Source organism: Viridibacillus sp. d25.2 (assembly GCF_055456015.2).
In genome coordinates this window covers 1,849,019-1,871,772 of sequence record NZ_CM196652.1, presented here as the reverse complement: position 1 = coordinate 1,871,772, position 22,754 = coordinate 1,849,019, and the positions used below count along the sequence as shown (strand labels likewise).

Genomic DNA, 22,754 nt, shown 5'->3' with positions numbered 1-22,754 from the left:
ACCTCCTATTTAGATAATATGTTAAATAAAGATTGCAAAAATAAATAAAGAACGCTTCCAGCTCCGCCGTATTTTAATAGTAGGTCTGCATTGCGTTCCATTTTTGTTTTTCTTAAATCATAAGTACGGATTTTTTCACTTTCAACTTCACTATCTCTCGACTTGATTAGTTCCCATTGTTTATCCATCGTAGATTGAAAAAAAGCACGGGTATCACGATTTTCTTGGAGGATAGTATTCTCTAATTTCATATAATTCTTTTCGATGGTCTGGATTCGCAGTTCTTTTTCCGTATCGCTTTTTTCTAGCGTAACAATACGCTCCTCATGATTTTCGAGGAGGCGCTCGTGATCTAATATTTTTCCCAATGGCATACACCTCTTTTTCTGCATAATAAAAACGCTAATTCGCAGTGAACCAGCGTTAAAATTTTGTATATAAAAAGCACACCCGAATGGTGAACTGCCCCGTAAAAGTTAGACACCAATCTAACTTTTACGGGGCAGTTCAGATGCTATTTCATTAATATATATTTTCCATTTTCATTTTTCTTAATAGTTTCCTTTTGCATAAGTTGATCAATTATAAATTGCAAAGTTAAATTTGATAAAGCTTCTGTTCCCTCATGCAAATCCAAAACTAGATGTCGAATACTTTCTTTGTCATATTCTTTCCCGATTTCCATTTCATTAAGTAATCTATTTGTATATATAATTGAGTTTTTTTTACATTTTTTCCGGAAATTATCTCCTGATATAACTTTATTATTTAAACTCTCTAAATCATTTACTATTTCATTTTTATCTTCCACACTAGTCTCATACTTTTTAATTAATTCAGTAATACTATCACTAATTTCAGTAGTACTATCGTTAATATCTTTCATTGAAATTAATAGTGAATCTTTTAAACTTTTAATTTCATCAATAGTCCCATTAGCGGTATTCAAATTATTTTGGAGGGTTTCAGCGGTTTCTTTTATATCTGAAATAGTGTTTCTTTGTCCAGCAGAATCTACAATTGTCATTATTATGGCTATTACTGATAGAATTAATGACGAAACCGTAGATGCTGTTCCTACTAAATTTCCTGCGTTTTCGCTTCCACCAAAAGCAATTACTAAAAAAAACGCTAATATAATAATCGCAATTATTCCTAGATATATTAAATGAACTATACTAACAGTTTTATCCTTCATTTTATTCACCCTAGTGTACCTTACAATAATAAAAGATAGAAGTATATTACATATTTGATATTCGATATATTTCACCCTCAAACAAACGAACGCCCTCCAATAAGGGGTTTTGGTCAGCAAGGCATTCGCTTGTGTCAGAGCAAAATTAAATAAGTTCTCAAAAAAGCCAGTAAACATAATAAAAATAGAAATTTTCTATATTTACTAAAAATATCAAAAAACTACCGTTTACATAAAAGTAAAATAGTGAAATAATACAGTGTCTAATAACACATTAAAGGGAGAAATATTTGTGAAAAAAGCACTAATATTTATGTTATCTTTTTTTGTTTTCATCACCTCATTATCATTAACCACTTCGGAAAATGCATCAGCAGCCTCCAAGCCAAAACTTTATACATGGGCGTTTGATACTGTGGATCCAAATACAAATCTCGTCTTAATCATGGTGAAAAATAACAGCGATAAAGACATAGTAATACAACCACAAGCTTATTTATTTGATGCTGAATACGAAGAATATGATAGAGATTTGCAGCTTATCAAAGTAAGTAAAAAAAATAAGATTACATCATTAAAAAAACAGACCATCAAGAAAAATAAACGCGCAAGTGTTTGGTTAAAAGTAAAAGGTGGAAACACATGGTATGACGGAGATTCTCGCATCTATTTTTATTACAAATACAACAATAAGCAATATAAAAAAATAATTAGTTCCCATAACAATAATCATAAATACTTTGATTAACAAATGTAGCCGTTCAAATATGAATGGCTACTTTTTTTATTATCAATCTTATAAATGGGCTATAGCCATTTGATCCCGTCACACTCATTCAAACGAACGTTTAGTCAGCCCATATCACTATGTTTTTAAAGTCTCTATGGCTCTAATCATTCGCTTGAATCAACGTAATTTAAAAATGGACAGAATCCAAAGTGAATCTAGTTACCTGTCGTGTACTCCATCTTAGCGAAGTATAAGTTTAGGAATTTATCTTCTTGGGTCGGTCGGTCTGTTTTTACATTCATTTTGGTATTAGGTTAAGTGAGGGAAAAACGGTAGGCGTGGTTTAAAGATGCACCCCCTATTATCCCCCTCATATATGCAGACTTCGTAAGGCAACGTAAGGCAAAAAAGTTTCATGAAACTTGCTCTTTCACCTTACTTCTCGCTCTCTTAATATACGATTGAATCGGCTACACTAAGTTGGACATAAAAAATAAGGGCTTGTACACTTAGATTGCCAACTTAAAGGAGCGTGCTACTATGTCACGTCAACGTCGAACTTTTACGTCCGAATTCAAATTGCAATTAGTGAAGCTTTATGAAAATGGAAAATCTCGTGCAGATATTGCCCGCGAATATGATATAACGCCTTCGGCTTTAGACCGTTGGATTAAAAACCATCAAGAAACTGGTTCATTCGCTGCGAAAGATAATCGAACAGAAGAAGAAAATGAGCTAGCTCGTTTACGCAAAGAAAACCAACGTTTATTGATGGAGAATGATATTTTAAAGCAAGCAGCGCTGATCATGGGACGAAAATAGATGTGATTCGAAATAACGTTCACAAATATTCGGTATCAGCAATGTGTGGAGTCCTCAATCTTCCAAAAAGCACGTATTACTATCACGCCAACCTGCGTGACAATGAGTTTACTAAAGCAGAAGAAACTGAACTCGCTACAGATATTGAACGTATTTTTAAAGAAAGCCGAAACAACTATGGTACACGTAAAATTAAAAGAGAACTAGCAAAATTAAACTTGAAAAAGATTGTGTCTCGTCGTCGGATTGGTCGTATTATGAACCAATTGGGTTTGGTATCGAACTACACCGTGGCACAATACAAGCCGTACAAAGAGATGTGTAATGAAGCACAAGTAAAGAACGAATTACAACGTCAGTTCAAACAAGAAGAAAAATTCGCCGTTGTAGTAAGTGATTTAACTTACGTTCGCGTATCGAAAAAATGGCACTATGTGTGTTTATTTGTCGACCTTTATAATCGTGAGATTATTGGCTACAGTGTTGGTGCAAATAAGACAGCAGAGTTGGTATATCAAGCATTAGCAAGTATTAAGGGGAACTTGAATGACATTAAAATATTTCATACAGACCGAGGCAAAGAGTTTGATAATAAGCTTATTTCAGAAGCCCTAGAAACATTTGGAATCCAGCGATCACTAAGCATGAAGGGATGCCCTTATGATAACGCCGTGTCTGAAGCGATGTTTAAGGTATTTAAAACAGAATTCGCTAATGGAGCACACTTCTCCTCACTTGAACAGCTCGCTCTTGAACTAGATGATTACGTTCATTGGTTTAACAATATTCGAATTCATGGAACACTAGGCTATTTAACACCGGTGGAATTCAAGCAACAGTCCTTATAAAAGTTGTCCAGTTTAGTGTTGACACACCAGATTGAACCTCACCCTTACTGACTTTCAACTCATCAGCAATCTTTTGAAAACTTTTTTTCTCAACTTCATGTGCAATGTAGCAAACTCTCTCTTTATGGCTCCAAGTAGCAAATATCTTAGCAAGCGCTTTTTTCTCTTCAGTCGTCATAAACAACTGCTTAGAATCGATATCATAAAGCTCGTCCGTAATATCTGGAATCACATCGATACTCTCAAAAAACTGTCTCTGATAGATAGCTCTCTTATCAATGCCTCTATAAGCATCAGGGTTTCTACCTGTCTCCATCCAGTCCATAGCAAACGTCATGCTCTCAATCATGCTGTTGATCTGTGTTTCATCCTCGAACTTATCTTCATGAAGTTGAGCTTTCATTTGGTGTAGTGCATTTCTACCTTCTTTATATTCTCCCCGTAATCTATCTGCCCAGTTATCCATGTATATCGCTCCTTTTAGATAAAATAAAAAAGGAGCACCGAATAAACGCAGTTAATGCGTAAACTCCGTGCTCCGAGTGGTTCTCGTAAGCCATTAGATAATATAAATATATAACATTATACTTTAACTGTAACAAATTAGCTACTTAACAAATATCTAAAAGAATATGAATTAGTCACATAATACTATTGTTGATTTTAATTACCAGTTATAATACCCTATAATTATACCAATAGAAAGGATTGAATTTATGTATATTTCCACATTAAGACAAAAACAAGGTGAACTTCGCGCCCTAGAGTTGTTAGAATCCTCCATTAAAGACGAAACCTTATTTATTCCTAACATTATTGTTAGAGACGCTACAAGAGAATCATTAGAACAAATAAAGGGCAAATTCGACTCTCTTGTTCTATTAGATACAAGAGAACTAGAACCTGAAGATATTGAACAACTAGAAGAATATGTTTTGTTAGATGAATACTCTAACTTTCACATCAATTATTCAGTTGAAAACTGCATAACAGGATGGCCAACAGAGAAATTCAATTATGTGAAAATTAGAAAAAGTCTTCTAAATGAGTTCTTTATCCAATGGGTTCAACAGAACAATTCTAACTTTCCTAACAATATAATGTTTGATTTTGAAAATGTTGAAGGACCTCTATCTGAAAGCGAACTAGATACGGTTACGAGAATTATTGAAGTATTAGGTAACCAAAATTTTATAATTTGTAGTGGAGGTATCCCAAATACATTACCCGTCAAATCTGATGAGAATTATGAAATACCTCGAATAGAAAAAACTATTTTTACTCAGATTTCTAATAGAGTAGGTAGCAATCTTATTTTTGGCGATTATTCTACAGTCAGTCCCCTTCTTTCAACAGGTGGACGAGCAATAGTACAAATAAAATATACATTGGATGATGTATATTGGTATGTTCGAAACGGGTTAAGACGTGGAAATTATGATTTTGTAAGTGTGTGTGATGAAATTGCAAATAATGCAATTTCATTTGATTCATCATCATGTTGGGCAGACCAATATATTCAAAATGTTGTAGATTCTAGACAAAATAGCGGAAACCCTTCTGTTTGGGCGTCAATTGGAATCAATAAGCATATTGTCATGTGCATTAATGAGAATAATTAACAAAAGGGGCTGTCCCAAAAGTCGGTGAAAACCGACTTTTGAGTGCAGCCCTATTTCTTTAAATTTAAATACAAAAAAATCGCCTTTTCTTGTAAAATGTAAGTGACAAAACAAACAATTACGGAAAGGGCGATTTTTTATGAGCAATCCAAAGACTACTAACGAAAATTATAACATGACTCAAACAACGCTTCCACTAGAAATTGGAGAAGAAACTCTCGTTTCTAGAAATCAAAATGAAAACCCTACATTCATTCCATATAATAACCAACAAAGTATATGCCTCTTCGATCTTCAAGACCTTATTCCAATTAATCATATTGCGCGAGTAGTGGATGAAATGATCGAAGGAATAGACGATGAATACTTCTTCGAACCATACAAAGGTGGTGGTCGCAGTGCATATCATCCTAAAATGATGGTAAAAGTCCTTCTCTATGCGTATTCGCAAAAAGTATATTCTTGCCGAGAAATCGCCAAATTACTGAATGAAAATCTCCCAGCAATGTGGCTAGCTGCGATGCAAAAACCAGATTATCGTACAATTAACCGTTTCAGAACATCGTTTATGGTTGAACGAATTCAACTATTATTTGAAAAAATGATTCATCAACTTATCGAACAAAAGTATATAACAATGGAAAACTACTTTTTAGATGGCACAAAGATTGAAGCTAACGCTAATAAGTATTCTTTTGTATGGAAAAAAGCAACAACTCGTTTTGAAGAAAAACTGAAAGAGAAAATTGATGAGACTTATCAATTTATTCAATCTGTCGTAAAAGGGGATGAATGCTCTATCGTGAGTGAGGACAACCAGTCCTCTATTACGCCAAAAGAGAAGCTAGAACAAGCAGAAGAGATTCTTACACGCCAAATCAGCAAGCAAACCAAAGAATTCCAAGATGAAACAGAACCAGAAGCCCGAAAGGAAAAACGTAGAAAGTTAAGCGAATCCAAGAAACTCAAAAAGCAAATTCGTGAAGATTTTCGTCCACGCCTTGAAAAGTATGAATACCAACAACAGTTATTCGGTGAGCGCAATAGCTATTCTAAAACGGATACCGACGCCACATTCATGCGGATGAAAGAAGATCACATGCAAAATGGACAATTAAAACCGGGTTACAATATACAAATGGCAACAGAAAATCAATTCATTCTTTTTTATACTCTGCATCAACGTCCAACTGATACACGATGCTTTATTCCACATTTGGAAGAATTGAAAAAATCATCCGTTCCGTTCCCAAAAAACGTCATAGCAGATGCCGGTTATGGAAGTGAAAGCAATTATCTCTATTCAATGGACCAAGAATTTCAGGCATTGATTCCTTATGGCACATTTTTAAGTGAACAAAAACGAAGTTATAAAAAAGACATTCGTCATGCAAGTAACTGGGTTTACAACGAACAAGATGATACATACATATGCCCTAACAATCGAAAAGTACTTTTTAAACGTTATTCTACACGTACAGATAAATATGGTTTTTCACGAGACTTCAAAATATATGAATGTGAAGATTGTACAGATTGCCCATTGAAAGCACAATGTTCAAAATCTAAAGGGAATCGACAGATTCACTACAATACCGTTTATGAAGAACTCAAAGCAAAAGCACAAACTAGCCTTTGGTCTGAACCAAACGCACAAATTTACGCTCGACGGAAAATCGAGGTAGAGAGTGTATTTGGTCATATCAAGGGCAATCGGTCGTTTCGTCGATTCTCACTTCGAGGTTTAGAAAAAGTGAGAACGGAGTACGGCATTGTGGCAATGGCCCACAATTTACTGAAAATAGCTGGAATCCTCCAGCTATTTTCACCAAAACAGAGAAAAACGAAAAAAGTTCCAAAGAAAAACAGTACGTTTTTCTTTGGAACTTTTATTTTAGGGACTTATTAGACAGCCCCTTTTGTTCTTCTAGATTTTAAATTATTTCTAACCAATTTCATGATTAACCTTTTCCTATTCAACGTAATATTTACATCTATAAGTTTTATTACATCTTGTTTAAATAAATTTCTAATTTGATTCTTACTATATGATTTCGTAATTATTGGTTCATTCATAGCTATTTTTTTTACTTCTTCTGAGGTTAGCAATGATATGAAACTCTCAAAAGAAATCTTGGGATTTAAATGAGCTTTACGTTGAAAGCTAAGATTTATATTTCCTAACCTATTCTTTTCAGCAAGTATTATACCCCAATAATCTGGAATGATTTCGTCTAGCTTATTGTATAATTTTCTTCCTATAACAATATAGTTCATCTCAAAATTCAAATCATATTCTTGAATTTGGGTTCCTAAACGTTTTAAAGAATCATAATCACTTTTTATTTCATAAGCTATAACATGACCATTTACCGCAACCACATCTGCTCTCGCTTTCCCAGAGGGAACTGTAAATTCTTCAAATACATAACAATTTTTATATTTACTTAATCGCTCTATAAGGGCTAGTCGCATCTCTTTTTCATCAACTTTATTCATGCTTTAACACTCCTTATGACGTATTTTAACCCTAATTACTTGTTTTTAAAAGAGTTTGAACAAAAGTCCTTAAATTTATAAAAATAAAAACCTAAACTATTTATATGAAGCATTCATTACTTTTATTTAACTAATTCCCTTCAAAACTTCCGCGTGTACTTAATCTCACTATGAGTAGGTTTCCCATTCTGCCAGCTAATTCCCTGTTTTCCGAACCTTGTTGGAAGCGCATCTGGGAGCCCCCTTTATAGACAAAAAAGAGCACCAAATCAACGCAGTTAATGCGTAAATTCAGTGCTCCGAGTTTTTCTCGTACGCGGTTATTCATTTATATTTATTTTAATTATTTATCTAGTTTCTTTTCAATCATTTTTAGTAACATATTTTCATTAATATCATCAAGCTGAATAAACTGATTTACTTCACTAGAAAACAGTTTTTCCCCAGTCGACTTATTAATTGTTTTTGCACCAAAATTATCTACTTCATAATAAACTTCATATTTTTGATTATATACATCCTTATACGTAACATAAAAGAAAGTCTTAAATTCTGGTGCAGCTATACTAAAAGCTTTACCTGTTTCATTTGCCTTTTGTTTAGAGTACGGTTTCACTATTTTTATGAATTTATGAGTAACATCAAACCGTTTTCTATTGTTCCCATCCGCATTTGAAAAATTAGCATATGTGATAATTTTTTTTTGAAAAGCACCGGTAGTAAATGCTGAATCATAATAGTCATCAATTGGAATTGTTATTTTTATTTCTACATCTTCTCTACTATAGTCTAAAACTTTAATTTCTAAATAAGTAATTTCCTTAGATTCAAAATCCTTCAGTATACCACCTTCATTGTGAATGGTGATTATCTCTCCTGCTGCAAAACCACTTTCCTCTTCCTGATAGGATGCTTTAAAATTTATTATAGGAAGCTTGTCTGCTTTTTCTACTTCAATCTGTGTTTCCATGATTTTATTTGTAGTCTTCATAATCTCATTAGTGGTTTCCATAATCTTATTAGTGGTTATCATAATATAAATTGTTACTATACTTAATACCAGTGAGGTTAATGATATTAAAAGTTCTTTTTTTGTCTTAATAAGTGTAAACATTCTCCTTAATCTCAATACAATATTCCCCTAACGTCCCCATAATTTTTTAATATATTTTTGATAATCCAACTAATCTATAAAATTTTTGCATCTTATATTTATTCCTTGCCTTTTACGTCTCGTTTTCTTCACAATCTGTAAAGTAATATTAGCATAAATATCCAATTTAAAAAATCACCTCTAAGAAAATAAAGAGGTGATCATTATCTTTTTTTACAAGTCAACATTAAAACCTTTGCGTATACTTAATCTCACTATGCGTAGGCTTCCCATTCTGCCAACTAATCTCCTGTTTTCCGAATCCTGTAGGCGGTGGGTATTTATCCCCCTTTATATAAACAAAAAAGAGCACCAAACAAACGCAGCTTGCGCGTAAATTCAGTGCTCTCTGCTTTTCAGATAAGCAAGTTAATAAATATCTGTCGTATCTCATAATAATATTACAATTGAATACATCTAAAAAAAGTGATACTCTTTACACTTCTTTTGTAACTCTAGATAATCTTTATTAGGAATAGTAAGCTCCAATAATTTATAAGTGTTTTTCAAGTGTGATTTTCTCGTAACATCTGCGGATACAATACCATGTTTATCAAAACCTCTTTCATTCAAAATACGAAAAAGCATTAGCTGAACATTGGCAAACTCTATTAATCCATGATGTTGATCGCCTTGAAAACTTTTAAAAGCCATACTTCGGTATAACTTTTGATTTAATATTTTTCCTGAAAAATATTCTAACGTGTTCACAAACGAACAATACCTGGTCTTTAAATTATTAAATATTTCTAAATTGTCATCATCTGCAATATATGCAGCTAAATCAAATTCCAGTTCTGATTTTAAATTAGAAATCTGCATTAAATTGTCATAAACTCTGTCATTATCCTTTTTTCGTGATTGACTTAGACCAATCATTGCTATAAAAAAAGCTAAAATAAATGAACCAATATTAGCGTAACTTGTGATATCACCTATCATTTTCCTTTAGGTTTTTTAGAATCTACTTGTTTCAATAACGACATTAGACTACTATTATCATGTTCTCTTAATGATTCATAGTTATTTAGACTTCGCTCTTCCCTAACGTAGCCCTTTTCTATCCTATCGCGTCTCTCTTGTCTTTCATGATTACTTACCTTTTTTTTATCACACACAATTATCTCCCCTTCAAATTAATTAATTATTTTTCTCTAATAATAAACTATATACTTTATAACCAATAATTTCAAAACCTCTGAGTATATTTAATCTCTCCATGAGTAGGTTTCCCATTCTGCCAGCTAATTTCCTGTTTTCCAAATCCCGTTGGCGGGGCATCTACTGGTGTCATCTGTCCGTCAGCTACAACGTATACAGCATTTTTATATAAGTCTACATGCGCAACCATATCATTTCGTATTTGTTTTTCACCCAATTTTAAGCCCCCACAACTATTTTAAGCCTATTCTCTGTAATCAGAAGTTAAGTCAACTTGATAAGATTACCTATAAGCGTATATTCATTACGCCTCTATCCAAAAAATACAAACCACAATCTGTTGAGACGTGGCACCGCACTTTTGTGGCAATGGTTAACGCTGCAGTAGATGCAGAAATATTACAACGGAATCGATTTACTAATATTTCTTTTAAAGAGGACGAAAAAGAGGTTGAAAATGTAATTAGTGCAAGTCAGCTCAATCAATTACTTGGATCTTCTAATTTCGGAAAGCCTATCCATTCATCAGCTATTAGAAAAGCATTTAGAGTTGCAAGCGACAAACTTGGATTTAAGGTAAAAGCTCATACTTTAAGACATACGTATGCAAGTTTGTTAATTAGTAGTGGAGTTGATGTTGTGACTGTTGCTAGCCGTTTAGGTGATACAGCAGCTATGGTGTTTAAAGTTTATGCCCATGCGGTAGACGAAAATAAAAACCAAACAATTGAAGTGTTCAAAAATGTGCTAGAAAACAACTGATTTTTTAATTTCCCGCTCTTTTTGGGGGACTTTTTGGGGGACCTTCCCCTATCAAGCCCTCTAAATACTGATAAATAAAGGTTTTTATAAAGTAATCGCTATCCAATTAAAGGAATAGCGACTACATCAGCAATACTGAATGCTCTTGCTAATTTTAGACGATGGTCAAAGTAAGTAGTAACAACGAATTGCTCGATACCTGTTTTAATGTCTTTATCACGCTCAAAAGTTTCACCGGTGTCATAGTTAAATTGAGAATATGAGAAATCACCTCTTGGGTCCTTATCCCAGCTGCAGCTATTTGTAATGTTAGTCATTCGAACTTGCATGCAGAAATTTAGTTCCTGATATTACGGGAATAGTCGTCACAACTATTGTGCAATGTTCTTGATTTAACAATGCTAAATAGGTACCAGTCATTCAAGAATTTAAGCTATCGTTAAATAATATTGATGGCAGATATTTCAATTTTGAGTGGTTAGATTTATTTCCTTATTATCACTGCCATAAATAATAATGTTGAATGCTTCTTGATTTGTAGCACTAACTTCTCCATGAGTTGTTATAAACAACCGGATAGACTTCTCAATTTTTAGAGCATCTTCTTTTGCAGTTGCATCTGTAGAATTAATAGACGTATTTATCAAAAAAGATGATTGTGGTTCGATTAAAGAATATCGTATATCTTTCATTTTCAATTCTTCTTTCCCAGTAAATTCCGTGTATATTTTATTTAAAATAGCTTGCCATTTTAGTGCTTTCTCTTCTTCAGATGCATCTATTTCATACGTTTTAATCTCGTAAGGTTCAAAATTATTTTCCTTTACAATGCTTTTCACTATTTGTTCCATTACGCCGGTTCTTGTTTCCTTATCTGATGCAACTAATATAATCATATTCTGAACACTGTTATTATTAACGAATACAGAAATTAGCTTATAATCTTGTAACCTTGAGTCCTTCTTTATATTATTTTCAAGTTGTTTTGCAATCAAGTTGTTTTCTTTATAAATCATCGAATTCACAGATACTTTTTGAAGATCTTGAACAACTTCGAATTGATAATCCGTTAGATCAAATGACCTTAGGAGTGAACTAACTTCCTTTTTTATGGCCTTTTCCACATCTAACGGATATTGTTCAGATTCAGCTATATTAATAACGATTTTTTTCTTAGGTGCAGCTATTGAAATATTTTCAAATGGATATTTTTTATCTATTAATCTTTCTGTAATCATTTTAACGATATCATTATTTAAAAGTGTTGGTTCAAATATTAAATTTAAGAAAGGTGTTTTAGCAAAAGCATTGTTTATCGTTGGTGAAATGGATGCTGAACTGAATAGTAATACACCAGCTAGAACTGTGCCGGTTATGTAAAATTTCACGGACCTTCTGTTTTTCTTTCCACTAGTTGTGAACTCAATTTTCAACTTATTTTCATTCTTGCTTTGGATAGATACAACCTCCCTCTTTAATAAAATATTGAGTTACTTACATATTTTGAGCTCTATTCGATTTCACCTAAGCTATACGCCTGTACTATCTAACATATGTTTTATTGTTTATAAATTTATATTGTAAGAAGGACAGATGAAATACCACTTTAACAAACCTAAAATGAGTACGAGCTTTTGTAATATACTGTAGTTTATGTACGAGTGCTTGTCCTTATCATATAAATTCAATTTACGTTACTAAACTTCTGCACAAAAAAGACTAGCCTATTAGCTAGTCGATTAATACAGACTTTTTACTGAGTAATATCATCTTCACTCAAAACATAACTTGGTATTCTCAATCCAACAGTTTTCTTTCACTTGCTTATTATCTTTTCTTTTTAAGTTAACCGTTACTTTATATTCTTTAGCTTTTATAAAGATTATTTCTTGTGAGGATTGTAAACCGATGTGTAGACTGTTATCTTTTATCAAAGCATCTTCAAAGACATTCTTTAACAGCTCAAAATCATTGTCTGAAAAACTACCATTTATCCTGATACTATTAATACCCTCAATATCATTTGTTGTTGCATTTGGCACCATATATTTTTCCATATAATCTCTTGTTTTTTGATTTTTCATTTGTTGAAATCCAATTTGCAATGGAACATTTTCAAAGAAGTTTAAATAGCTATTTGTCCATGGTAGTGTTTTTGAGAATAGATTGAAAAGAAACTTTATTTTAAGGCTTTCTGGTTTCGTGATGGGAATTCCTTTAGTCTTTAAGACTGAACATAATTTATCTATATCTGCTACATCAATCATTATACAAATCAGACCTCGCTCGCCTTTGTTAAAAGCATGGACCCATTCTTCCTTCCATCCACCTCCATCTTCCTGTAGCAAGTGGATCATTTCGAAATATTCTTTTCCTATCCAAATATTCGATGCTTTAAAACCTTTCGTTCCTTTGCCTTTTTTCGGGTCATAAGGTAAATTCATATTTCGAATTGCATTAACCTGTTTTCCCTCAGATTGATAGTAGCTTTCTACATTAAAAACTAAATGATCAATTTTCATCTAAATTCTCCTTTTCAAGAAAAATAATAAAAATAACATATCTCAGTCAAAACTAAATACTCAACGTTGACTATATAGGGATTTTTTACTCCCTCATAGTAGAGGGAGTACTTAATCATTTAGATGCTTTAAAATATTTTCAATTAATGCAATTTGTTGTTTTATTATTTTAACCATATGATCAGAAACTAATTGAATCATGGATGGTATTTCATCTTCGAAATATTTTTTTTTAACTTCTAGACCAATTTCTAGTGACTCCAAATCTGTAGATAATTTATGTAATTGTTGCTCTAAAGCTTCTCTTGATTGCTCAATAGATAATTTGTAAATAAAAGATAATCCTGAATATAAAGCTGTAGGATATGGTACTGCGGATGTTTGAATGGCTTTAATAATCAATTCTTGAAGATAGGACTGACCTTTTTCAGTTATTTTATATATAGCTTTTTGTCTAAGACCAGTATGCTCCATTCGTTCTATTTCAATATATTGATCTTTTTCAAGTTTTTTTAGTGCATGATAAATGGATCCAACAAGTACCCCCGACCAGCGTTCAACTTCATTTTCTTGAAGCATCATTTGGATATCATAACCAGACATAGGGCGTATATCTAACATACCCAAAACAAGTAATTGCGTCAAAATAGATACCTCCTTTAAACATACTCTATGTTGAGTATTTTACATTCAGTATATATATATGTCAATAAAAGTAAATCCTTATATTGTTTTATAAAATCATCTACTTGCCTATTGCTCAACAAAAAAAACTGCTCATTAGAATTCGAATGAGCAGTTGACTCTTTAAAATTCATTTTATTTACAGAATAAGTACTCCTATGCTCTAGCCAACATACGTTCAAGTGCTCTGATTGCGTCTTTCGCGGTATCTTCTTCAACCTGAATGATATTGACATCTTCTTTATTTACAATACTTTCTAAACTCCACAGTAAATGCGGTAGGTCAACTCGCTTCATAGTCAAACAAGGGCTCATACTCGAATTGAGTGAAACAATTAGTTTGTTCGGATGATTTTGGATAAGTCGATTAAAAGAACGCTCGAGTAGCGCTAAAGGGCTCGAGTAGCGCTAAAGACAACTCGAGTAGCGATAAAGACAGCTCGAGTAGCGATAAAGACCGCTCGAGTAGCGATAAAGACCGCTCGAGTAGCGATAAAGACCGCTCGAGTAGCGATAAAGACAGCTTGAGTAGCGCTAAAGGGCTCGAGTAGCGATAAAGACAACTCGAGTTGCGATAACGGCCGCTCGAGTAGCGATAAAGTTCGCTCGAGTAGCGATAAAGACCGCTTGAGTAGCGATAAAGACCGCTCGAGTAGCGATAAAGACCGCTCGAGTAGCGATAAAGTTCGCTCGAGTAGCGATAAAGACCGCTCGAGTAGCGATAAAGTTCGCTCGAGTAGCGATAAAGACCGCTCGAGTAGCGATAAAGACCGCTCGAGTAGCGATAAAGACAGCTCGAGTAGCGATAAAGACCGCTCGAGTAGCGATAAAGTTCGCTCGAGTAGCGATTAAGACAGCTTGAGTAGCGATAAAGACAGCTTGAGTAGCGCTAAATGGCTTGAGTAGCGCTAAATGGCTTGAGTAGCGCTAAATGGCTTGAGTAGCGATTAAGACCGCTCGAGTAGCGATAAATACCGCTCGAGTAGCGCTAACGGCCGCTCGAGTAGCGATAAAGACCACTCGAGTAGCGATAAAGACCGCTCGAGTAGCGATAAAGGCCGCTCGAGTAGCGATAAAGGCCGCTCGAGTAGCGATAAAGACCGCTCGAGTAGCGATAAAGACCGCTCGAGTAGCGATAAAGACCGCTCGAGTAGCGATAAAGGCCGCTCGAGTAGCGATAAAGACCGCTCGAGTAGCGATAAAGACCGCTCGAGTAGCGATAAAGACCGCTCGAGTAGCGATAAAGACCGCTCGGGTAGCGATAAAGACCGCTCGGGTAGCGCTAAAGTTCGCTCGAGTAGCGCAACACAGGAAATACAACATTCACTACCGTTCCCAATGAATTGGAATGGACAGTAATTTCTCCGTCCATTGCTTCAACAAGCTGCTTTGTAATCGCAAGTCCAAGTCCTGTTCCTGAAGCTTCTGAAGTTGTATTTGTTCCTCGGTAATAGCGATTAAATAAATTATCGAGTTCTTCTTTAGGAATGCCTTGTCCTTCATCACGAATTTGCAATTGCACCTTACTATTTAAATTACTCAATTGCAAATAAATCGGCGTTCCTTCAGAAGTGTGTTTTTCTGCGTTTCCTACAATATTATCTAGGATGCGTTTCAGTAAAATAGAATCAGCTAATATATGTATTTCACAATTCACTTGCTCTATTTTCACATTTTCAAAAGTTGTATTTTTTTCATACTCATGTAAAAAAGCTTTCAAATTCACGTCTTCTCTAGAAATAACAATTGCATTGTTTTTTAGTTGATACGTATACGTCAAATCTTCAATTAAAGCATCCATATATTTCGCTTTTTCTTGCATTGTATTAGCAAATTTCCGCACATCTTCTTGTGACCATTCATAATCTGTTGATGATAGCATTTTAGAATAACCAAAGATAGAGCTAAGCGGTGTTTTCAAATCATGAGAAAGTCCAGTAATCCATTCTTCGCGTAACTTTTCACTCTGTTGGATTTTGCATTCATTATCCGCTAAAGTAGTAGAAAGTTGTGTCAGTGACTGATCCACTTCATCAAAAATACGATATTTTCTCTTAAAACGTCCGTCACCTCTCCGCCTTAGCTTATGATCGCTTACAAAGCTAAAGTTTTGTCCTGCTAATTTCTCAATTCGCTTTAAAAAATGCAAAACAGGTCTTCCAAAACGATTGCCTATAAAAGCTGAAAAAATTACGATAAGGATTAACAAATAAACGTGGAAAATCGCAATCGCAATCAATCCCATTCTCAAACTATTCATAAAAATAGGTTCCATTGGATTGTAATATGGATTTTTCATACGGACGACAAGTAATGAGCCATTCGGTAATACTTCTGAAGCTACTAGCTCTTTCGTCTCTGTTAAATTCCCACTCCCCATCAAAATCTTTATTGGCTCAAGTTCTTTTGTTTCTTTACCAAATAGAATCTCCTCTCGATGACCATTTGCGCTATATTGTTCTACTATGGCATCCGATTTCAATAGATGTTGCATTGTTGTTCTAGAAATATGTTGAATACCCTTTGCTGAGATAACCTCAAGTAACTTTTCGGCTGTATTATTCTGTATAAACACAAGATATTGATCGTTTTTAATTTGCCAAATATGTCCCTGCTCATTCTTCTCAATTTCTACTAATTCCTTCATGGTGTAGGATACGGCTTGTTTTTCTGAACTGGCTAGCGATTGTCCTTTCTCATCAAGCAAATGGATAACTCCCCCACTTTTTTCTGCTGAATTGATTAACTTTTGAGATAATCTATAATTTCCATTCTTCTCTTCTATATCCATTTCAATATCCATTTTATCCATAGTCATTAAGTTTACATAACTCGACGCCTTGTCATTTTGATATATTGCATAAAAGATTAAAGACATGACTGATAAAAGCAATACTATATAAAATACTGCAAAATAGCTTATAAATCGAAAAGTCATCTTGCTCGATAAACGCATGACTTACTCCCCCCTTACTAATTTATAGCCAACACCTCTTACTGTTGTTAAATAAGCTGGGCGACCTGGGTCAACTTCAATTTTTTCACGCAGTTTTCGAATATGGACCATTATAGTATTGTCATCAATAAAATGATCCTCACCCCATACTTGCTCGTAAATCTGTTCCTTTGATAGAACCTGTCCAGGGTGCTGACAAAATAGTTGTAATAAATGAAAGAGCTTACCAGATAAAACTGTCCTCTCTCCGTCTATAATTAGCTCTGCAGCTGAAATATTAAGCTGAAAGCGCCCATAATCATATATATCTTCTAGATTTGTTACATTTCTTAATTCACTGTATCGCTTACTGTGTACTTTCACACGAGCGGCTAATTCTAATGGGTTAAACGGTTTTGTAATATAGTCATCTGCACCAGACATAAAGCCCCTTAAAATATCAGCATCTGAGACTTTCGCTGTTAAAAAGAAGATAGGAGCGCTATTTTCTTTACGAATCCTCTTCGCAAGCTCTAACCCTGTACCATCGGGTAGCATAATATCTAAAATAAAAAAATCGTATTTTTCATTTTCAACTTGTTTAGTTGCTTCCTCTACACTTCCACAAATGTCTACATGTGAGAAACCTTCCTTTCGTAAAATTATGTCTACCATATCTGCTATGGCTTGTTCATCATCTACGACTAATATTTTAGCATCCATTCTCATTGCACTCTCCAATTTAAGGTAATTTTAAGTTTGTTTTCAGTTCAACATAAGATTCTCTATTTATACTAACAAATAGAGAGTATTTAAGGAGGAATTTTTTTGGAACGACAGCGCGTCCAATTAGTTGATAGCTTAAGAGGATTTAGTTTATTTGGTATTTTACTTGCCAATTTGCTTATTTTTCAATATGGCATGTTTGGCAAAGATCAAATATCATTTTATAACCTATCCGATTTCAATTTCGGCTCTTATAAATTTATCCAAATTTTTGTAGAAGGTACATTTATGCCTATCTTCACTTTTTTGTTTGGCTATTCACTAATTAAATTAATCGAATCTTTAAGAGATAAAGGTAGAAAATCTCGTTGGTTTTTAGTAAGACGTTTTTTAATGCTTATAACTTTAGGTTTATTGCATAGTATTTTTATTTGGGAAGGTGATATCCTCACTTTTTACGGGGGTTTTGGTTTCTTTTTATTCTTCTTCATCAATCGTAAACCAAAGACGTTAATAATTTGGGGTGTTGTTTTACTGTTGTTAATTACTGCAACAAGCTACGGAAAAATTGAAGAAACTAAAAAGGAAAAAACTATAACTGCAAGCTATGTAGAAAAAACTACTACCATATATAAAAATGGTACGTATTTAGAAATCAAAGATCATCGTAATAACGGGGAAGATCCTCTGACTGTCATGTATGAAGAAGAACCATTTTCTTCATTATTCCTACTTTTTGTACTTCCAATTTTTATGGCTCCATTATTTTTGTTTGGTATGGCAGCGGCGAAATTAAACATATTCGCAAAACCTAAGGAAGAACGAAAATCATACTTTAAATACATGTTGATTTTCATACCACTTGGCCTTATTTTAAAGATAATAGGGCATTTAGCAGAGAAAAGTGATTGGGCTCCCCTTGGTGTAACGGGAGGTGGGCCAATTTTGGCTTTAGGCTATATGGCTGCTTTTGCTTATCTATTTTCTAGCCACTCACAAGCACTACCTTTCCGAGCATTTGAGAGCGTTGGAAAGTTATCTCTTACAAACTATATAATGCAATCTGTTATTTGTACGACTATTTTCTATGGCTATGGACTAGGCCTCTTCGGAAATTTAGGTACATTCAACAGTATTTTGGTTGGCTTCTTCATTTTTGCCACTCAATGCTTTATCAGCACGATATATTTAAAGAAATTTAAACGAGGTCCATTAGAATTATTGCTACGCATCGTGACAAATTTTTCTTGGAATGGTCGTGTAAAGTCAAAGGCCGTAAGATAAATGAAAAGAGCTATAATGGCATGCATATGTACAGTTCTTGCACTCTTGTTAATCTATAATATTACACAGCAACTACCTTCTCTATTTCAAACAACAACAGAGAAAAAGGAATATCTTTTTTTACTTTTACGTGTTACAGCAGTTTTATCACTTGCAGATACTGTGATTAGATTAGTAAGTCAAGAACGAGAACGAGAATCAGAATAATAAGTTGGAGGTAAAGGATGTTTAAAGTCCATCGTTTTTTAGCCTACTTTATATTTTATAAAACCAAAAAATTATTTTAGAAGCAAGCTATTACTGCAGTAAATATAAAAGGGACATCTTCATTTTAGTGATGTCCCTTTTACTTCGTTATGAATTTTGTGAATCAATTTAACTTTAGCGCTACCTTCTAAAACAAGACATCCCGGTGTACTTGCATTACTTGTAGAAAGGATTCATCATTTCCTTCAATGGCCTTTTTTATCGTTTCATTATCCATCATTCACCCCTCTAAATGTTAGACTCACTACGATTTATATTCGTTCAATCAAAACTAAATATTTCTTATTCATGTTAAAGAATAAAAGATGAATAACTAATACTTTCATCTCACATCAATATAATTTCCATTATATTCAAATATAGCGCTGTTTTTTCTATATGAATTTAAAAAGGAAATTTAGTATTATAATGGATATGTAGTTTTATAAAAAGGAGGGGTTTTTTGTTAAAGCAAGAAATATCTAAGAGAAAACTTGGTTTTTTTTCTATTTTCATGGTCTTATTCTGTTTAATAGCTGGGATTTTAGCTTACTTTTTCAATATTTATCCTGGTGGTTATTCAATGGAGGAGAATTCAGAAGAAGTAACAGTTATAAAAGAGAATTTTTTCGAAAAAGAGAAATTTACTATTGAGATTACAGAAGAAAACGAACTAAAAATTGCCTTATTAAAAAATGATGTAAAACAATTACTTAATATGTGGTTAGTGAGCTTTTTAAGTGTATCAGCATTGTTAATTAGTTTTGCAGGCCACCTACACAGAAAAGAAAACTACGCTTTTTATCTAGTTCCCATACTCCTAATAATCCTAATACCATTAATTATTTATGTTTATATCGGTAATTTGGAGCATATAGAGCAATTATTAAAAATTTAAAATATAATAACGAGACTTGACTGAATTCAAGTCTCGTTAAAGTGCCTTATAGACATATTTGTTATAAGCATTGAAGAAATGTTAGGTATATGTATAACTGTTTCTACTGGTCTTGCATTAAGGCAATTATTAACCTCTTAGCGTTCCTACATTCCTATAAAATTCAATGAAAAAATAGACACTAAAACCAATTAGTATTACCCCCGCAAGAACGGAAGCCCATTGAATATATCTAATGTTTAATACCTTCCTCGTACCAGCAATTATTGTCATTAAACCAATATCATGTATCAAGATCCCTATTAATATCCCAGCCCCTATTACAAGAAAATTAATCGTGTTTGAAGCATCAAACGAATTAATCAAAATCGGTCCGAAAATACTTATCCAAAACACTAAGTTCCCAGGTGAAACGGCTACAAGTAAGCCATTAAAATAAGATGATTTCAGTGATTTAGACGACTTCTCGCCTGACAGTGATATACCATGACCGGCATTTTTTATACTATCATAGCCGACATACAGTAAGAATAATGCACCGAGCAACCACAAGAAGGTTTGAATGAAAGGAACAGCTAGTACTGAAGCTAAACCAAAGTACAATAATAAAATAAGTACTAAATCTACTGTCATTCCACCTAGTCCAACAACCCAACCATGCATAAAGCCGTTTTTAAGCCCCTGCTTCGTCATCTCAATAGTAATTGTTCCAACAGGTAGTGCAATGGAAAGCCCTAGTAAAATATTCGTTAAAAATAATGTAACCAACTAATAACCCCCTTCACAATGCATTTATATACACTTAAACATATTAATATACAATTAATTATTATGCAACCGTATGAATATTAACAAAAATAGAAGTTAAAGATGCTACTCTCCAAGGAAAGTTGCAATAAGTGGCTGTCCAAAATTCTACTAAGTATATAGCTTTTCCCTTCACTTGTTAATATACTTAAACTTCTCTTTTTTTATCCTATCTTTTTTCTGCCCTTTTCAAATAACGAATTAACGTCATCTCGCTATTGATTTCTACTTCTTCTCCAGTCTTACAATAACCTAATTTTTCATATAAATAGCAATTCCACTTTTCTTGTTTTATCGTATCTAGTTCCCATTGTCTTGTTTTATTGTATTTCTGTTCTACTTGTTTAAAAACTTCTTGAACGATTCCTTTGCCTTGAAAAATAGGATAAATATGTATCGGGCTTATCCTTGTTCGGTTATTTTCCCTTGGAACAACTCTAATCCCTCCAGCTATGTCTTGTCCATAGTAAATTACATAGTAATCTGAATACGTTTCAGCTATTCTATTTGCTAACTTTTCGATTGGTTCATTCGCCGGATTCGTTTTAAGATCATTGTACTTTATTAATAGTGGCATAAAAGCGGCTACTTGTATTTTATGTAATGCTGCAAGGTCTTTATTTGTCGCTGCTCTTAAAATTATTTGCTTGGACATTTATAACACTCCTTATTTTGGAAATAACGTTATATGTATTGTCCCATATTTAATTGAAAATTCATCAGTCTTTTTATTCATTGCCTGGTTTCGTACATATGTAAACAGGAAAAGCAATTATACATCAATACCTTAACCATCATGCTACAAATTTCATTTGTCTTATTCAACATTAAAATACGTAACAAAAATTGTTAATTTTGGTAAAATTGTACGCAGGTTAGCTATACTATATTTATAGAAACAGATTTATGGTAATTATTCATATAGGTGCATTGTCGTACAGTAAATTAAGCAAGTACAATGCCAAACTAAATACCAAGACATTGTATAAATGCTGTGGTGGATTGATTACTAAACTTTCGAGGTGATTTTATGAAAATAAATATTTCTCAGTTGCACTCTGATAAACTATCAGACTCTCAACTCACAGATCTTCTATTCAAAAACCTAGCAGATGATTTTGAGAAGGGAGATGTAATTTTTGTTCCTGGTAGTAGTAAAGCTGTAATATACCGCTTACCAAAGGCCATACAACTATATAATGAAGGGAGAGCTAAGAAAATATTATTTTCTGGTGGAGTTATTTGGGAAGGGACAAATTTAACCGAGGCACAGTTATTAAAACAAAACGCAGTTGAACAAGGAGTTGCCGAAGAAGATATTTTAATAGAGAACAATTCACTTCATACTAAAGAAAATGTTCTTGCTTCCCTACTTATACTTGATCGTGCATTTGAATTACATAACATTAAGAGAATATTAGTTGTTACTAGCAGCTATCACATGAGAAGAACTCTTTTAAATCTTAAAACCTATTTGCCTGATTGGATCCAATTTTCAATATGTTCAGTAGATGATACAACTACAAAATTAGATAACTGGTTCCTAACTTCTTATGGTAGAGAGCGAGTAGAAATGGAAGTAAATAAAATAATTAACTATGTTAAGCAAGGAAGTATTATGGACGAAATAATAGAAATATCTGAAAGCTGATGATGAGATATTATTCCCAAGCTTTTTTCAGGAAAATCTTTAAAAAATGCAACTTTTCATACTTATTATGTTATCATTTATTTATAAATATTCCCATTTTTAGCAAACGCCCCTCTGCTAATATGGATTCGGTCTTCAAATTCAACAAAATAATTCTAAAATCATTTAAGGAGTGACGCCAATGTAGACAACAATCTTCTCTTGAA

At 33.4% G+C, this 22,754-nt stretch carries 25 protein-coding genes and 1 pseudogene; 10 read left to right on the top strand and 16 right to left on the bottom strand.

Going from position 1 to position 22,754, the window contains the following annotated elements:
- Window positions 1-5 precede the first annotated feature (5 nt).
- Both ACZLO7_RS09465 and ACZLO7_RS09460 read right to left on the bottom strand, forming a co-directional pair.
- On the bottom strand, window positions 6-368 hold the full coding sequence (locus tag ACZLO7_RS09465; protein ID WP_464941034.1) for a hypothetical protein: 363 nt from the start codon (window positions 366-368) through the stop codon (window positions 6-8).
- A gap of 146 nt (window positions 369-514) precedes the next feature.
- A complete protein-coding gene (locus ACZLO7_RS09460; RefSeq protein WP_464941035.1) occupies window positions 515-1,198 on the bottom strand; it encodes a coiled-coil domain-containing protein in 684 nt (227 codons plus the stop codon).
- A gap of 292 nt (window positions 1,199-1,490) precedes the next feature.
- Between ACZLO7_RS09460 and ACZLO7_RS09455 the strand changes: the two genes are divergently transcribed.
- Window positions 1,491-1,946 (top strand): hypothetical protein, encoded by a 456-nt coding sequence (locus tag ACZLO7_RS09455; protein ID WP_464941036.1) that lies wholly within the window; start codon window positions 1,491-1,493, stop codon window positions 1,944-1,946.
- A 522-nt stretch (window positions 1,947-2,468) separates the two neighbouring features.
- Window positions 2,469-3,598 (top strand): IS3 family transposase gene (locus tag ACZLO7_RS09450; RefSeq protein WP_464941037.1). Its coding sequence is split into 2 segments (ribosomal slippage): window positions 2,469-2,715 and window positions 2,715-3,598, totalling 1,131 coding nucleotides; the frame shifts between segments, so codons are not numbered across the junction.
- On the opposite strand, the gene ACZLO7_RS09445 is transcribed toward ACZLO7_RS09450, so the two are convergent.
- Complete coding sequence (locus ACZLO7_RS09445) at window positions 3,579-4,064, bottom strand: RNA polymerase subunit sigma-70 (RefSeq protein ID WP_464941038.1); 486 nt, start codon at window positions 4,062-4,064, stop codon at window positions 3,579-3,581. The genes ACZLO7_RS09450 and ACZLO7_RS09445 overlap by 20 nt on opposite strands.
- Window positions 4,065-4,314: 250 nt before the next feature.
- Here ACZLO7_RS09445 and ACZLO7_RS09440 point away from each other — a divergent pair, with 250 nt between their 5' ends.
- Window positions 4,315-5,220 carry a beta family protein gene (locus tag ACZLO7_RS09440; protein ID WP_464941039.1) on the top strand — a complete coding sequence of 302 codons (906 nt, stop codon included), beginning with the start codon at window positions 4,315-4,317 and terminating at the stop codon, window positions 5,218-5,220.
- A 139-nt stretch (window positions 5,221-5,359) separates the two neighbouring features.
- Window positions 5,360-7,129, top strand: coding sequence for an IS1182 family transposase (locus ACZLO7_RS09435; protein WP_511261332.1), 1,770 nt, complete (start codon window positions 5,360-5,362; stop codon window positions 7,127-7,129).
- Here the strand turns inward: ACZLO7_RS09435 and ACZLO7_RS09430 are convergent.
- From ACZLO7_RS09430 to ACZLO7_RS09415, 4 genes are all read right to left on the bottom strand, one after another.
- Complete coding sequence (locus ACZLO7_RS09430) at window positions 7,126-7,719, bottom strand: sce7726 family protein (RefSeq protein ID WP_464941041.1); 594 nt, start codon at window positions 7,717-7,719, stop codon at window positions 7,126-7,128. The genes ACZLO7_RS09435 and ACZLO7_RS09430 overlap by 4 nt on opposite strands.
- A 343-nt stretch (window positions 7,720-8,062) precedes the next feature.
- Window positions 8,063-8,833: a hypothetical protein gene (locus ACZLO7_RS09425; protein ID WP_464941042.1), complete on the bottom strand. Its 771-nt coding sequence runs from the start codon at window positions 8,831-8,833 to the stop codon at window positions 8,063-8,065.
- A gap of 456 nt (window positions 8,834-9,289) precedes the next feature.
- A complete protein-coding gene (locus tag ACZLO7_RS09420) occupies window positions 9,290-9,814 on the bottom strand; it encodes a hypothetical protein (protein ID WP_464941043.1) in 525 nt (174 codons plus the stop codon).
- A gap of 247 nt (window positions 9,815-10,061) precedes the next feature.
- Window positions 10,062-10,250, bottom strand: coding sequence for a DUF3954 domain-containing protein (locus tag ACZLO7_RS09415; protein ID WP_464941044.1), 189 nt, complete (start codon window positions 10,248-10,250; stop codon window positions 10,062-10,064).
- A gap of 152 nt (window positions 10,251-10,402) precedes the next feature.
- On the opposite strand from ACZLO7_RS09415, the gene ACZLO7_RS09410 reads away from it, so the two are divergent.
- Window positions 10,403-10,795, top strand: coding sequence for a tyrosine-type recombinase/integrase (locus tag ACZLO7_RS09410; protein WP_464941074.1), 393 nt, complete (start codon window positions 10,403-10,405; stop codon window positions 10,793-10,795).
- A 98-nt stretch (window positions 10,796-10,893) separates the two neighbouring features.
- Here the strand turns inward: ACZLO7_RS09410 and ACZLO7_RS09405 are convergent, their stop codons facing one another.
- The 5 genes and pseudogenes from ACZLO7_RS09405 to nadA form a co-directional block, all read right to left on the bottom strand.
- Complete coding sequence (locus ACZLO7_RS09405; RefSeq protein ID WP_464941045.1) at window positions 10,894-11,124, bottom strand: hypothetical protein; 231 nt, start codon at window positions 11,122-11,124, stop codon at window positions 10,894-10,896.
- A 135-nt stretch (window positions 11,125-11,259) separates the two neighbouring features.
- Complete coding sequence (locus tag ACZLO7_RS09400; protein WP_464941046.1) at window positions 11,260-12,183, bottom strand: hypothetical protein; 924 nt, start codon at window positions 12,181-12,183, stop codon at window positions 11,260-11,262.
- Between the two features lie 384 nt (window positions 12,184-12,567).
- Window positions 12,568-13,317, bottom strand: coding sequence for a VOC family protein (locus ACZLO7_RS09395; RefSeq protein ID WP_464941047.1), 750 nt, complete (start codon window positions 13,315-13,317; stop codon window positions 12,568-12,570).
- Between the two features lie 111 nt (window positions 13,318-13,428).
- Window positions 13,429-13,962: a PadR family transcriptional regulator gene (locus ACZLO7_RS09390; RefSeq protein WP_464941048.1), complete on the bottom strand. Its 534-nt coding sequence runs from the start codon at window positions 13,960-13,962 to the stop codon at window positions 13,429-13,431.
- Window positions 13,963-14,157: 195 nt separating this feature from the next.
- Window positions 14,158-14,367: pseudogene (gene nadA, locus ACZLO7_RS09385) on the bottom strand (quinolinate synthase NadA); the annotation flags it as partial.
- A gap of 261 nt (window positions 14,368-14,628) precedes the next feature.
- Between nadA and ACZLO7_RS09380 the strand changes: the two are divergent.
- Window positions 14,629-14,853: a hypothetical protein gene (locus ACZLO7_RS09380; RefSeq protein WP_511261405.1), complete on the top strand. Its 225-nt coding sequence runs from the start codon at window positions 14,629-14,631 to the stop codon at window positions 14,851-14,853.
- Between the two features lie 430 nt (window positions 14,854-15,283).
- Here ACZLO7_RS09380 and ACZLO7_RS09375 read toward each other — a convergent pair whose 3' ends face one another.
- A complete protein-coding gene (locus ACZLO7_RS09375; protein WP_464941049.1) occupies window positions 15,284-16,957 on the bottom strand; it encodes a sensor histidine kinase in 1,674 nt (557 codons plus the stop codon).
- 3 nt (window positions 16,958-16,960) lie between these two features.
- Entirely contained in the window at window positions 16,961-17,665 is a 705-nt protein-coding gene (locus ACZLO7_RS09370) for a response regulator transcription factor (protein WP_464941050.1), read from the bottom strand.
- 99 nt (window positions 17,666-17,764) lie between these two features.
- Here ACZLO7_RS09370 and ACZLO7_RS09365 point away from each other — a divergent pair, with 99 nt between their 5' ends.
- From ACZLO7_RS09365 to ACZLO7_RS09355, 3 genes are all read left to right on the top strand, one after another.
- A complete protein-coding gene (locus ACZLO7_RS09365; protein ID WP_464941051.1) occupies window positions 17,765-18,946 on the top strand; it encodes a DUF418 domain-containing protein in 1,182 nt (393 codons plus the stop codon).
- Window positions 18,947-19,153: a hypothetical protein gene (locus tag ACZLO7_RS09360; RefSeq protein WP_464941052.1), complete on the top strand. Its 207-nt coding sequence runs from the start codon at window positions 18,947-18,949 to the stop codon at window positions 19,151-19,153.
- 502 nt (window positions 19,154-19,655) lie between these two features.
- A complete protein-coding gene (locus ACZLO7_RS09355; RefSeq protein WP_464941053.1) occupies window positions 19,656-20,090 on the top strand; it encodes a hypothetical protein in 435 nt (144 codons plus the stop codon).
- 129 nt (window positions 20,091-20,219) lie between these two features.
- Here ACZLO7_RS09355 and ACZLO7_RS09350 read toward each other — a convergent pair whose 3' ends face one another.
- Window positions 20,220-20,858, bottom strand: a complete 639-nt coding sequence (locus ACZLO7_RS09350; protein WP_464941054.1) for a LysE family transporter — start codon at window positions 20,856-20,858, stop codon at window positions 20,220-20,222.
- Between the two features lie 208 nt (window positions 20,859-21,066).
- Window positions 21,067-21,552, bottom strand: a complete 486-nt coding sequence (locus ACZLO7_RS09345; RefSeq protein WP_464941055.1) for a GNAT family N-acetyltransferase — start codon at window positions 21,550-21,552, stop codon at window positions 21,067-21,069.
- 375 nt (window positions 21,553-21,927) lie between these two features.
- On the opposite strand from ACZLO7_RS09345, the gene ACZLO7_RS09340 reads away from it, so the two are divergent.
- Complete coding sequence (locus ACZLO7_RS09340) at window positions 21,928-22,548, top strand: YdcF family protein (RefSeq protein WP_464941056.1); 621 nt, start codon at window positions 21,928-21,930, stop codon at window positions 22,546-22,548.
- Window positions 22,549-22,754 lie beyond the last annotated feature (206 nt).